This window comes from Akkermansia muciniphila, from assembly GCF_040616545.1.
Lineage (GTDB): Bacteria > Verrucomicrobiota > Verrucomicrobiia > Verrucomicrobiales > Akkermansiaceae > Akkermansia > Akkermansia muciniphila_E.
Window position 1 is genome coordinate 1,015,028 of the sequence record NZ_CP156688.1, and the last position, 12,868, is coordinate 1,027,895.

The 12,868-nt window shown below is 58.7% G+C and carries 15 protein-coding genes; 6 read left to right on the forward strand and 9 right to left on the reverse strand.

Annotation, left to right across the window (positions count from 1 at the left end; translation table 11 throughout):
- Positions 1-32: 32 nt before the first annotated feature.
- A complete protein-coding gene (locus ABGM91_RS04120) occupies positions 33-524 on the reverse strand; it encodes a low molecular weight protein-tyrosine-phosphatase (protein ID WP_354833905.1) in 492 nt (163 codons plus the stop codon).
- 193 nt (positions 525-717) lie between these two features.
- On the opposite strand from ABGM91_RS04120, the gene guaB reads away from it, so the two are divergent.
- The 6 genes from guaB (at position 718) to ABGM91_RS04150 (ending at position 6,748) form a co-directional block, all read left to right on the forward strand.
- Positions 718-2,169, forward strand: coding sequence for an IMP dehydrogenase (guaB, locus tag ABGM91_RS04125; RefSeq protein ID WP_215426857.1), 1,452 nt, complete (start codon positions 718-720; stop codon positions 2,167-2,169).
- A 12-nt stretch (positions 2,170-2,181) separates the two neighbouring features.
- Positions 2,182-3,705: a glutamine-hydrolyzing GMP synthase gene (gene guaA / locus ABGM91_RS04130; RefSeq protein WP_102726103.1), complete on the forward strand. Its 1,524-nt coding sequence runs from the start codon at positions 2,182-2,184 to the stop codon at positions 3,703-3,705.
- Between the two features lie 74 nt (positions 3,706-3,779).
- Complete coding sequence (locus ABGM91_RS04135; protein ID WP_354834806.1) at positions 3,780-4,385, forward strand: sugar O-acetyltransferase; 606 nt, start codon at positions 3,780-3,782, stop codon at positions 4,383-4,385.
- Positions 4,382-5,029: an HAD hydrolase-like protein gene (locus tag ABGM91_RS04140; protein WP_354833908.1), complete on the forward strand. Its 648-nt coding sequence runs from the start codon at positions 4,382-4,384 to the stop codon at positions 5,027-5,029. The genes ABGM91_RS04135 and ABGM91_RS04140 overlap by 4 nt, the downstream gene beginning before the upstream one ends.
- Positions 5,030-5,079: 50 nt before the next feature.
- On the forward strand, positions 5,080-6,066 hold the full coding sequence (locus tag ABGM91_RS04145) for an AEC family transporter (protein WP_354833910.1): 987 nt from the start codon (positions 5,080-5,082) through the stop codon (positions 6,064-6,066).
- Between the two features lie 199 nt (positions 6,067-6,265).
- Positions 6,266-6,748, forward strand: a complete 483-nt coding sequence (locus tag ABGM91_RS04150; protein ID WP_354833912.1) for a hypothetical protein — start codon at positions 6,266-6,268, stop codon at positions 6,746-6,748.
- A 141-nt stretch (positions 6,749-6,889) separates the two neighbouring features.
- Here ABGM91_RS04150 and ABGM91_RS04155 read toward each other — a convergent pair whose 3' ends face one another.
- The 8 genes from ABGM91_RS04155 to ABGM91_RS04190 all read right to left on the reverse strand — a co-directional run bounded on the left by ABGM91_RS04155 (position 6,890) and on the right by ABGM91_RS04190 (position 12,770).
- Entirely contained in the window at positions 6,890-7,957 is a 1,068-nt protein-coding gene (locus tag ABGM91_RS04155; protein ID WP_215426852.1) for a 3-deoxy-7-phosphoheptulonate synthase, read from the reverse strand.
- A 156-nt stretch (positions 7,958-8,113) separates the two neighbouring features.
- A complete protein-coding gene (locus tag ABGM91_RS04160) occupies positions 8,114-8,755 on the reverse strand; it encodes a prepilin-type N-terminal cleavage/methylation domain-containing protein (protein ID WP_286010572.1) in 642 nt (213 codons plus the stop codon).
- A 163-nt stretch (positions 8,756-8,918) separates the two neighbouring features.
- The gene (gene secG, locus ABGM91_RS04165; protein WP_286010571.1) at positions 8,919-9,377 is read right to left on the reverse strand and encodes a preprotein translocase subunit SecG; all 459 of its coding nucleotides are present in this window, start codon (positions 9,375-9,377) and stop codon (positions 8,919-8,921) included.
- Positions 9,378-9,418: 41 nt separating this feature from the next.
- Positions 9,419-9,757 (reverse strand): aspartate 1-decarboxylase, encoded by a 339-nt coding sequence (locus ABGM91_RS04170; protein WP_215426849.1) that lies wholly within the window; start codon positions 9,755-9,757, stop codon positions 9,419-9,421.
- Positions 9,758-9,830: 73 nt separating this feature from the next.
- The gene (ribF, locus tag ABGM91_RS04175) at positions 9,831-10,766 is read right to left on the reverse strand and encodes a riboflavin biosynthesis protein RibF (RefSeq protein WP_354833916.1); all 936 of its coding nucleotides are present in this window, start codon (positions 10,764-10,766) and stop codon (positions 9,831-9,833) included.
- A 4-nt stretch (positions 10,767-10,770) separates the two neighbouring features.
- Positions 10,771-11,505, reverse strand: a complete 735-nt coding sequence (gene truB / locus ABGM91_RS04180) for a tRNA pseudouridine(55) synthase TruB (RefSeq protein WP_354833918.1) — start codon at positions 11,503-11,505, stop codon at positions 10,771-10,773.
- Complete coding sequence (locus tag ABGM91_RS04185) at positions 11,502-12,515, reverse strand: bifunctional oligoribonuclease/PAP phosphatase NrnA (protein ID WP_354833920.1); 1,014 nt, start codon at positions 12,513-12,515, stop codon at positions 11,502-11,504. The genes truB and ABGM91_RS04185 overlap by 4 nt, the downstream gene beginning before the upstream one ends.
- Positions 12,516-12,602: 87 nt before the next feature.
- Entirely contained in the window at positions 12,603-12,770 is a 168-nt protein-coding gene (locus tag ABGM91_RS04190; RefSeq protein ID WP_180972336.1) for a hypothetical protein, read from the reverse strand.
- Positions 12,771-12,868 lie beyond the last annotated feature (98 nt).

The window sequence follows — 12,868 nt, forward strand, 5'->3', positions numbered from 1 at the left end:
AGAATACCCTTTCTGCCGGACATTTCTATCATTCAGGAGAGCTGCTCCTTCAAATGCTCCAGCAGGTTGGCGCAGCCGTCCTGAAACAATTCCACCACATGGTCAAAGCCCTCCTGGCCCCCGTAGTAGGGGTCCGGCACTTCCTCATCCAAAAAACGGGTGGTGAAAAAGCACATGGGGACAATTTTCCCTTCCCATTGCCCGCTTTTGTCCAGCCGTTTCAAATCCCGCAGATTCTCCCGGTCCATCCCTACAACCAGGTCGAACTGTTCCAGATCATCCTTCCGCACGGGGCGTGATTTGACTCCCGGATTCCGATAACCGTATTTTTCCAGGGCCTGCACCATCCGGGCATCCGGCGGACAGCCCCGGTGGTAGCCGATCGTTCCGGCGGAATCGCTCTCAATCAGGTTTTCCAAACCTTGCTCCTCCACCATCTTTTTAAAAATGATTTCCGCCGCGGGAGAACGGCAGATATTGCCCAGGCAGACAAAAAGGACTCGGTAAGGTTCGGAAGCATTCATGGGAGACAATTATTTTCTTTCAGGATAGGCAAGACGCTTCCCCGGATCAAGAGGGAAGAGTTTCCTGCACGGAAAGCAGACACACGCCGGGACAACGCAGGGAGCAAACCGCAGAACCCCGCCGGGCCGTCCAAAAATAAGATTCTCCCGTGTTTCGGCTTGCGTCGGAGGGTGTTCGGCTGTAGATTATCGCATGGCAGATCTCCCTCTTGGATTAAGTTTTGATGACGTGCTCCTGCTGCCCCGCCTGAGCGCGATTCTTCCCGGTGATGCGGACATCAGTTCCCAGCTTGTTCCCGGCTTTGACATGAAAATCCCCATGCTGTCCGCAGCCATGGATACCGTTTCCGAATCGGAACTGGCGATTGCCCTGGCACGGGAAGGCGGCCTGGCCGTCATTCACCGCAATAATCCCATCGACATCCAGGCGGCCATGGTTTCCCGCGTAAAGCGTTTTGAAAACGCGGTCATCCCGAATCCCGTCACGGTGAATAAGGACATGACACTTGAAGAAGTCCATCAAATCATGATGGAACAGGGCTATTCCGGCTTCCCGGTGGTGGACGCCAACCGCCGTCTGGAAGGCATCATCACCGGACGAGACATGCGCGGCGTGGACGATTACCAGAACGTCCGGGTCAAGGACGTCATGACTCCCCTTTCCCGCCTGATTACGGCAGCTCCCACCACTACCATTGAGGAAGCGCGCCACATTCTTTACACCCACCGCATTGAAAAGCTTCCCCTGGTGGATGAAAACGGCGTGCTGGCCGGCCTCATTACGGAAACGGACATCCAGAAGCGCGCCATGTTTGCGGATGCCTCCAAGGACGAGCACGGCCACCTGCGCTGCGGCGCCGCCGTGGGCGTGGGCCCCGATTACCTGGACCGCGCCAAGGCTCTCATTTCCGCCGGAGCGGACGCCCTGTTCATTGACGCCGCCACCGGCCACACCACCCGCGTCATGGACGTGGTCTCCAACCTCCGCAAACTGACGGACCGCCCCATCGTGGCCGGCAACGTGGTCACGGCGGAAGGCGCCTCCGACCTCATCAAGGCAGGCGTGCAGGCCATCAAGGTGGGCGTGGGCCCCGGCTCCATTTGCACCACCCGCGTCATTTCCGGCGTGGGCATGCCCCAGTTCACGGCTATCCAGGAGGTAGCCTCCGTAGCCCGTCCCGCAGGCGTCACCGTCATTGCGGACGGCGGCATCCGCTACTCCGGGGACATCGTGAAAGCCCTGGCCGCCGGCGCTGACCTGGTGATGCTGGGCGGCCTGCTGGCCGGCACGGAAGAAAGCCCGGGCAAGGTGGTCCACTATCAGGGCCGCCACTTCAAGCAGTACCGCGGCATGGGTTCCCTGGGCGCCATGCGCCGCGGCTCCGGTGACCGTTACGGCCAGAACAGCTCCGGCAAGCTCGTCGCGGAAGGCGTGGAAGCGCGTGTCCCGTACAAGGGCATGCTGGCGGACGTGGTCTTCCAGCTCATGGGCGGCCTGCGCTCCGGCATGGGCTACCTGGGCGCCCACACCCTGGCGGAACTCCGGGACAAGGCCCGTTTTGTCCAGATCACCTCCGGCGGCCTGAAAGAAAGCCATCCCCACGACATCACCATTACGGAAGAACCCATCAACTATTCCTGTTAAACCCTCTCTCACATGGACGACAAGCACCTCGTAGCCGTCATTGACTTCGGCTCCCAATACACCCAGCTCATTGTGCGCCGCGTGCGCGAACTGGGCTACATGGCCAAACTGTACGCGCTGGAAGACCTGGACCAGATTCATGAACCCGGCGCCGTCATTCTTTCCGGCGGCCCTAAAAGCACCACGGACGCGGACGCCCCGGACATTGATTTTGAATGGCTCCAGAGCCTGAACGTCCCCGTGCTGGGCGTGTGCTACGGCATGCAGCTCCTGAACATCAAGCACGGCGGCTCCGTGAAAGCCAGCAACAAGCGTGAATACGGCCCCGCCGCCCTGCTGCCGGAAGCCTGCGCGGGCCTGTACCAGGACATGTCAGCCTCCTCCCAGGTATGGATGAGTCATTCGGATACGGTGGACCATCTGGCGGAAGGCTGCCAGGTCATCGCCCGTAATGCGGAAGGCGTCCCCGTCTCCCTCCAGTGGGGAGAAACCACCTTCGGCATCCAGTTCCACCCGGAAGTGACCCATTCCCATGAAGGGCGCACCATCCTGCGCAACTTCCTCTCCTGCGCCGCCAACCTCAAGAAGTTCGACATCGGCGACTTCAAGAGACAGCTCATCCGTGAAATTCAGGAGCGCGTGGGCAGCAAGCAGGTGGTTTGCGGCGTCTCCGGCGGCGTGGACAGCACCGTGCTGGCCGTCCTGCTGCATGAAGCAGGCGTGAACATGCGCGCCATCTTTGTGGACAACGGCCTGCTGCGCAAGAATGAGGCTGATGAGGTCCGCGCCAATTTCGCCCGCATGAACGTGGAAATCGAGACCGTGGACGCTTCCGAACGCTTCCTGACGGCCCTGGCCGGGGAAGGCGATCCGGAAAAGAAGCGCCGCATCATCGGCGGCCTGTTCATCGACGTGTTCTGGGACGCCGTGGGAGACGCGGAAATGCTCGCCCAGGGCACCCTGTACCCGGACGTGATTGAAAGCGCCTCCAATGCCAAATCCAAGGCCTCCGTCATCAAGACCCACCACAACCGCGTGGAACGCGTACTGGAGCTCCAGGCGCAGGGGAAAGTGCTGGAACCCCTGGCGGAACTGTTCAAGGACGAGGTGCGCGAACTGGGAGCCTCCATGGGCATCCCGCACGACATCCTGTGGCGCCACCCCTTCCCCGGTCCCGGCCTGGCCGTGCGCTGCCCCGGCGTGGTCACCAGGGACCGCCTGGACATCATCCGGGAATGTGACGCCATCTTCATCGGCAATCTGAAAAAGTACGGCTGGTATGAAAAAGTCTGGCAGGCTTATGCCGGCCTGATTCCCGTGAAGACGGTGGGCGTGAAAGGCGACGAACGCTCCTATGAATGGGCCACCAACCTGCGCGCCATCGTGTCGGAAGACGCCATGACGGCGGACTGGGTGGAACTGCCCCCCGCACTGCTGCGTGAAACCAGCAACCGGATCCTCAATGAAGTGAAGGGCATCAACCGGGTCCTTTACGATATTTCCACCAAGCCCCCGGCTTCCATTGAGTGGGAATAAGGCTTCCGCACCCTGCTGACGACCGGGCAGCAGGGTGCCTGCCGCCAATACCGCCGGTAATTGAAAGGAGAACCATCATGACTGAACTGGAAAAATGCATGGCGGGAGAGTGGTATGACTGCCACGACAAGGTGTTTCTGGAATTCAAGGCCAAGACGCATCGCCTCTTGATGAAATACAATTCCCTGCCCTACGACCATAAGGAGGAGAAATACCAGGTATTGAAGGAAATGCTTGGCAGCATCGGCGCCAAAGTCTCCATAGGCCATTCCTTCACCTGCGACTACGGCTGCAATATCCATATCGGGAACAACGTCACTGTCAATACGGGCTGCACGTTCGTGGACTGTAATAAAATCACCATTGGCAGCAATGTGCTGATCGCCCCCAACGTGCAGATTTACACCGCTACGCATCCCATTGACCTGAATGAGCGCCTCACTCCCGTTAAAACGGCGGAGGGCGTTGAATACGTTCGCCATACCTTTGCCCTTCCGGTGACGATAGAAGACGGCTGCTGGATTGGAGGGGGCGTGATCATCCTGCCGGGCATTACGATTGGAAAAGGCAGCGTCATCGGAGCCGGCAGCGTAGTCACCCGGAATATTCCCGCCAACAGCCTGGCGGCGGGAAATCCCTGCAAAGTTATCCGTAAAATCAACGGAAGCCCGGAACAATGATTAAACTGATAGCGTTTGACCTGGACGGCACCATCGGAGAGACAGTCCCCCTGTGCATCAGGGCGTTTGAGCAGGCGGTCTCCCCCTACGCGGGCCGTACGCTAAGCGAACGGGAAATCACGCAAACCTTCGGCCTCAATGAAGTCGGAATGATCAAGGTAGTGGCCGGGGAAAAATGGCGGGAAGCCCTTCATGACTTTTATCCGGTTTATGAGCAAATGCATGATGAATGTCCGGAACCGTATGAAGGCATTCGCGAGCTGATCCACACCCTGAAAGCCGCGGGGATATTGGTTGCCCTGATTACCGGAAAGGGAGAAAAGAGCTGCCGCATCACACTTGAAAAATTCGGCATGCAGGATCTGTTCTGCTCTGTCAAAACCGGTGCGGAAGACAGGCCGAACAAGGCGGAAGCTATTGAGGAACTGCTGAATGCCTACCACGTGGAAAAGGATGAATTTTATTACATCGGAGACGCGGTTTCGGATGTAACCGCCTGTAAAAAAGCGGGCGTGCCCTGCCTGTCCGCCGCCTGGGGAACCACCGCGGACATCAGCGGACTGGAAGAAGCCAATCCTTCAAGGGTATTTTTCAGCATTGAGGACCTGGCGCATTTCCTGCTCCATTTGCGGGAAAGCGCCTGACCTGCTCCGTTCCTTTGCCTTAACCAGTCGCGCCCAGCAATCTTCCCGCCATGGATACCGGTTCCATCATCCTCACCTCCTTCCTCTCCACCATTCCCGTTTATCTTTTCTTCGCCACGGGTTTCTACCTGCGTCAAAAACAGGTCATCCAGGCGGACCATGACGCGCCCATCATGCGCATCGCCATGGACGTGGCCTATCCCTGCCTTGTTTTCCACAGCATCATGAAATACATGGTGCTCTCCGGAAATGAGACGCTCAGCAGCATTTCTTTCTCCCTTCAGGCCATTGCGGCAGGGGCGCTGGAACTCCTGCTGGGGATCGCGTCCGCATGGCTGGTCGCCAAAATGCTGCGCATGCGCATCGGCACGGGGCTGCGCACCTTCACCCTGACGGCGGGGGTGCAGAACTACGCCTTCTTCGTCATTCCCATCATCCAGATGCTGTTTACGGCCAGCAATGATCCCACGCTGGGCGTCCTCTTCGTCCACAACGTAGGGTGTGAACTGGTCGTCTGGAGCATCGGCGTCATCATCATTGCCGGAGGGCCGGGCAACCTGAACATGGGCGTCTTCTTCCGCGGACCGCTGCTGGCGGTCATTGCGGGCCTCACCCTCGCCTGGTCCGGCCTGGGAATCTACGTGGCCCAGCCGCCCCTGATGAAAACCTTTGAAATGATCGGCAATTGCGCCACTCCCCTCTGCCTGATCCTCTTCGGCTGCTCCATGAGAGACCTGTGGCACAACATGAAATGGGAGCCCAAACCCATCGTCTGCGGCTTGCTGACGCGCCTGGGACTGGCTCCGGCGCTCCTGCTCCTGATGGCCTATTTCCTGCCGGTGGACGACTACATCAAGCGCGTCATCATCATCCAGGCTGCCATCCCCTCCGCCGTTATTCCGGTCATTCTGGCCAAGCGCTTCGGCGGCCATCCGGACCTGGGCACCCAAATCCTGCTGACCACAACCGTGGCCTCCTTCATCACGCTGCCCTGCTGGCTAGCGCTGGGCTCCACATTGGTCGTACCGTTGTATTAGGGTGGCGGCACATTGCCCGGATGACCCTGCTTAAACCAGCGTTGCCTGCCGGGAAAAGCAAGGGCTCCGCCTGCTTCCCCAGCAGAACAATTCCCCTCTGGAACGACTGCATTTTTTCTGCGTCCATACCACGTTTCCATGCTGGAGCTTTCCCACCTTTGTGTTGACTCCCCGGACGGATATGTATTGAATGGGCTCCATGAAGTTTCCTGCTCCCCTCTGCGCTGCTGCCGTGCTGCCGGTCCTGTTTTCCTGTGCGGAGCAGGTTTCCCGGATTGAACACGTGCGGGAGGTTCCCTTGAAAACCACGGTAATTCCTGCGGAAGACGTAGGCATGCACCGTTCCCAGACCACTTACCTGCTGCATGGAGCCGTCTCCCAACAACAGCGCCTCCAGCGGCTGGGCCAATACTACTTCGTCACGTGGAATGATGCACACCCGGAACAGGCGGCCACCCTGGTCATGATGTACCGGCAGGGTAAAACAGGCTCCACCGTTCTGAACAAATCCATCTCCTACCCGGCCGGGAGAAAAGGAGGCACGCAACACTCCGTTTTTGAATTCACCGGGGATGAGGCCAAAACAAAAGGGGAGATTCTTGCATGGAAGCTCGTCCTGAAAGACAACCGGGGCAAAACCATTTCCGAACGCCATTCCTACCTGTGGGGAGACGACTATTGACCCTCCGGCAAAAACGCCGAAGGGCCAATGAAAATGACCGGATATGAAAGATTGGAACTACAATTTCCGGGCGCAATGATCCCTAGCGTAATCGGCTAATCCTTCATCCCTGGCAACTGCCTTCCGGCCATACCGGAAGACTTACGCTTCCTGCCGTTTGGCGCGGCGCTTGCGGACGGCGCCGGCAAGGTTCTCCAGCACTTCCACCGTGGTGTCCCAGCCGATGCACTGGTCCGTGATGCTCTTGCCGTACACCAGGTCGGAACTCAGCGGCTGGGCTCCTTCCACGATGTTGCTTTCAATCATCACGGCCACCACCTGGTCGGAACCATTGGAAATCTGTTCCGCGATGCTGGCAGCCACGGACGGCTGCTTGCGGTAATCCTTGCAGCTGTTGCCGTGGGAGCAGTCCACCATGATGCGGTTGTTAATGCCGGCCTTCTGCAAGGCTTCCGCGGCTTCCTTCACATGCTCGCCATCGAAGTTCGGCCCCAGGGAGGAACCGCGCAGAATCAGGTGGCAGGATTTGTTGCCCGTGGTGGAGACAATGGCGGAAACGCCCTGCTTGGTCACGGAAAGGAAGCAGTGCGGGCAGGAGGAGGAAATGATGGCGTCCACGGCAATCTGAAGGCTGCCGCTGGTGCCGTTCTTGAACCCTACGGGCATGGAAAGCCCGGAGGCCAGCTCACGGTGCACCTGGCTTTCCGTGGTGCGGGCGCCGATGGCTCCCCATGTAATCAGGTCCGCGATGTATTGCGGAGTAATGGTGTCCAGGAACTCGGTGGCTGCGGGAATTCCCATGTCTCCCAGGCGGAGCAGCAGGCCGCGGGCCATGTGAAGGCCGCGGTTGATGTCAAAGGTGTGGTTCATGAACGGGTCATTGATCAGGCCCTTCCACCCCACCGTGGTGCGGGGCTTTTCAAAATACACGCGCATGATGATCACCAGATCCTTTTCAAAGCGCGCCATCTGCTCCTTCAGGCGGGAGGCATAGTCCACCGCGGCCTGGGGATCATGGATGGAGCACGGCCCCACCACCACCAGCAGGCGGTCGTCGTGGCCGGAAATGATGTTCTCCGCATTCTTGCGTGTCGTAGCCACCATTTTGGCGATTTCCGTGGTCGCCGGATAATCCTTGATCAGGATGGCGGGGGAAATCAGGGGCTCGATGTCTTGAATGCGTACGTCGTCTGTTTTGAACCAGTTCATGTCTGGGCTTATTGAGGGGTTTTTAAGAGTGGTTGAAAAGAAAAAAATACGGTTTGGCGGCTTTATGCCTGAATATATCACGGGGCCTCGCGGCCGTAAGCCGGAAGCCCCGCAACATAAATTGTCCCGTCTCTCAACTGACGGTCCGGTAATGCGTTACCAGGAAGTAACGTTGTCTTCCGTCAATTCCTGATTATTGATGTGCCCGTCCACCGTGCTGCCCTGCTTGTCCTTGCCGGTACTGTAAACGGCTACATTCTTGGTCACCATGCGGGAACCGACCTGGACGCGGGGGGTGCGGTCGTCCGGATTGGCATTCAGAATGATGTAATAGGGGGATTCCCACGGGTCCATCAATCCCACGCGCCCGCGGCTTTCAAAGAACAGGCCGGGGGAGCCTTCCACATCCGTGGTGGTGGTGTTGAAATAAGCCGTCTTCTTGGGGTTCAGCTTCCTGTCCTCGTCGCCGCGGTCCATGTAATTGGTCAGGATGCTCATGATGCGGCTGTCGTCATCCACGGCCGTCGTCACGTAATACTGTCCGTCCTTGCGGGACTGCTTGGCCATTTCCCGGCTGTTCCAGGCTACGGGAACGCGGCCATTGTCCAGCATGTAATTTTCAACGGCCGTCTGCAACCCGTTGCAATCGCTCCGCGCCGTGGTAACCCGGGACTTTTCCATCACGCCATTCACCACCGTCATGGCAATGCCGGCCAGCGTCAGGATAATGGCGATCACCACAAGCAATTCAATCAACGTGAATCCTCTGGATTTACGGTTCAAAAAAGGTGCCTTCATACTTTGCCAAGAGTAGCGCAATTACGGTTCAGGGCAAGCGGAAAACAACCGGAGCCGCCAATTTCAAAACGCGCTTCCGGTGCGGCAAACATGCGGTGCTGCCCGGATACGCAAGCACCCCGGCCATCATCAGACAGCCGGGGTGCTTGAAAAGGAAATTTCCTTAGCTGGCGGGCGCCGCGGGTACTTCCGGAGCGGCGGGAGCCGGGGCCTGGGAAGAAGCGGCTTCCGCTTCAGCGGCGCGCTTGCGCAGCTCCTCCTGCTGGAGTTCTTCCGGCGTCTTGACGGGGACGGCGGCTTCCTGCTTGGCGGCGGCCTTCATCATTTCCGGGCTCAGCAGGCTCTCGGAGCTCTTGACATGCTGACGGTTGATCAGCATGCCCAGCACCAGGCAAAGAATCATGAAAGCGGTGCCGAAGTACACTGTGGCTTTTTTCAGCACGTCCGTAGTGCGCGCGCCGAAGGCCTGGTCCGTAATGGCGGCGCCGAAGGCGGCGCCCAGCCCTTCCTGCTTGGGTCTCTGCATAAGCACCACGCCCAGGAGAAGAAGTGACACAATCACCAGAACGGCAAAGAGTAATTGTATGCTGATATTGAGTGAATTTGCTAAAAAAAGGTTCATGAACGCGGGGAGTATGTGTGAATTCCGATGGTTTGTAAAGTCTAGGAAATGATTTCGTTATGCTCGTTGCAAACGATTTTCTTGGGGACGATGGGCTTGTCCGACAAGGCAAAGCTCATGATGACCACCCGTTCACCCGTCTTGATTAAATGGGCTGCGCCGCCGTTCATGATGATGTTTCCCGTACCGGCAGGCCCCTGCAGGGCATAGGTTTCCAGACGGTTTCCGGATGTGACGGACGCCACGAGAACTTTTTCTCCGGGCCACAGGTCCACAGCGGCCATCAGATCGGCAGGAATTTCAATACTGCCTTCATACTGAACATCGCCACGGGTGACCATGGCGCGGTGGATTTTTGATTTTAACTGCTCAACCAACATGACGTCCGAACAACAAAACCCCGATCGCCCCTGCGGTCAAGCCGTCATCCTTCATTTTACGGTTTTCTGTGTCTTACTTACCCCGTTTCAACACTTCCGCGGCATAGGCGGCGTCCAGCGCAAGCTGGTTTTTCAGCTCATCCAGGGAGGGGAATTTGGCTTCCGCCCTCAGGAACCGCAGCGGCTCCACTTCCATTTCCTCTCCGTAGATGTCCCCCGGCTCTCCAAACAAATGGGTTTCCAGCAGCAGTTCCCCCCCGGCTCCTTCCACGGTGGGACGCACCCCCAGATTGGCCACGCCCCCATATTCCGCCCCCTTCACCCGGGCGCGCACGGCGTAAACACCGTGGGGAGGCTGCACTCCGCTGCCGGGTTTCATGTTCGCCGTCGGGTAGTTCAGCAGGCGCCCCAATTGGCGCCCGTGAATCACCGTGCCCTTCCAGCGGTAGGGACGGCCCAGCATTTCCCCCGCCTGTAAAAAATCCGCCGCGCGCACGGCTTTCCGAATCCGGGTGCTGCTCACGCGCTCCCCATCCCGCAGGATGGGGGGAACGGCCGTCACCCGGAACTCGTAGCGGCTTGCCAGAAGACGCAGAGTTCCCACATCGCCCGCGCGGCCCCGGCCAAAATGCCAGTCTTCTCCCACGGCAATTTCCGCCACCCGGCAGGAGGAACAGAGTTCCTTAATAAACTCCTCCGGGCTCATGGAGGCCAGGCGGGAGGAAAATTCCAGCGTCAGCACCATCTTCACCCCCAGCTCTTCCAGCAGCGCGAATTTTTCTGCGTCCGCCGCCATAATGGCAGGGGGCACGCTTTCCGGGCGCACCCGGGCCAGGGGATGGGTGCGGAAGGTCAGCACGGCGGGAATGCCGCCGTCACGCGCAGCGCCTTCCACTGCCGCGGCAATCACTCCGGCATGCCCCAGGTGCAACCCGTCAAACATCCCCATGGCCCAGTGCACGGGGGAGGAAACGCCCTGTAGTTCCTTGAACTCCTGGTAAATGACCATGCTCCTACCTGGCAATCAGAATATCCGCCAGCTCCTCCAGGGAAAGCATGGCATGAAACAGCTCTTCCCTGGGAGCGGTTTTCAGCGTATCCACCGTAATGGCGCGCTCCAGGGTAAAAGCGCCGGACCTGGTGCGGCGCAGGGCGCTCAAATGCGCTCCGCATCCCAGCGCCTTCCCGATGTCATACGCATAGGAACGCACATAAAAACCCTTGGAGCACTGCACGGTAAAGTCCACTTCCGGAACGGCCACACGGGAAATCCGGTGGCCGAACACCTCCACAGGCCGCGGCTCCCGCACAACTTCCTGCCCCTTCCGGGCCAGCTTATACAGCGGCACGCCATCCTTTTTAATGGCGGAGACCATCGGGGGAATCTGCTCAAACGCGCCGTCAAACCGGTCAAACGCCGCACGGACGGCTTGTTCCGTTACGCCGTCCACGGAATACTCCGCCACCACTTCCCCCATGGCGTCCTGGGAAGAGGTTTCCACCCCCAGCGTGAGGGTTCCGGCGTACTCCTTATGCTCGCACATCAGCTTGTCCTGAAGCTTGGTCGCCTTTCCCACCACCAGCATCAGCAACCCCGTAGCCATGGGGTCCAGCGTGCCGCAGTGGCCTATCTTCTTAATTCCCAGGGACCGGCGGGCGATCGCCACCACATCGTGGGAAGTCATGTCCTGCGCCTTGTCAACCAGCAGGACACCGGAGGGGGCTTGAATGGAATCGGAAGTATTCATGAAATCTGCTGTTGGAGCACGCGTTCCACTTCCTCCTGCATGGCCTTCAGGATGATGAGGCGCACTTCTTCAATGGGTCCCCTGATGCGCACGCCGGCGGCCATGGCGTGCCCTCCGCCTCCAAAGCGGGAGGCCAGCTCCGCTACGGATACTTCCGGAGTCTTGGATCTCAGGGAAATGCGGATGCGCGGATCATCCTCCGCCTCCTCCAGATAGGCGGCCAGCCAGACTCCCTGCACGGAACGCAGGAGGTCAATCAGGCCTTCCGTATCTTCCGGACGGCTTCCAATCCGCTCCTTCGCCTCATTCGTCAGGCAGAATGTGCAGATTCTGCCGTCAGGCGTCAGTCTCATGCCGTTCAGCGCTTCACGCATCAGCTGCATCTTTACCCAGGGCTTTTCCTGGTACAGCTGGCGGTTGATGTCCTGCACGTCCACGCCCATCCGGATCAGGTCCGCGGCCAGTTCCATCACGGCGGCCGTCGTCATCTGGTACTGGAAGGAGCCCGTATCCGTGCTCACGGCCACGTAAAGGGCATCACGCATGACAGGGGTAATGGGAACGCCCAGGTAGTTGAAAAAGTAATAAAGCACCGCACCCGTGGCGCACTCGTCCGGCAGGACGCACTGCACGTCCCCGAACAGCTCGTTCGTCTGGTGGTGGTCGATGTTTGCCCACACCTTCACTCCCGCCAGGGCCTTCAGGCTCCGTTCCCCCAGCCTCTTGAATGCGCCGTTGTCCACGGAGACGGCCACGTCCACCTCCACCGGTTCGTCGGGCGTGGGAATGATATTCTCCACACCCGGCATGAAGGCCAGATTGGAAGGCACGCCGTCCTCGTTCATCATAATTACCTTCTTGCCCATCTGCTTCAGGGCTTCCCCCAGGGCAAGCGTGGAACCGATGGCGTCACCGTCCGGATGCACGTGCGCGATTACCGCAAAGCTGTCATGTTTGCGCAGCAGGTCCGCCAAAGGCGCAAATTCGGGACAATGTTTCCAATCTTCCATATGTTCTGCCACGTTTCTATAGAAAAAGCCGCACTTGGACAATCACCAAGTGCGGCTTGAAAAGTCGTATCTAATCCCGGAAGAGGATTACTTCTTGGACTTCATGACTACCGGCGCCACATCCACGGCGGGCTGGTTCAGGTCATTGAACTTGGGAAGGGGGGTCAGGGGGGGGGCACCCTGATCCTGACAACAGCAGGAAGCCATGATGCTCGCCGCAAAAGCGGAAAGAGCCATAACGGTAATCTTCTTCATATGCGTGGTTAAATGATGGGTGATAAAGGATATGGAAATATCTTGGAGCATAAAAGCATACCATGCGGGCGCCCGTCAATCAAATTTGCTAAAATCTC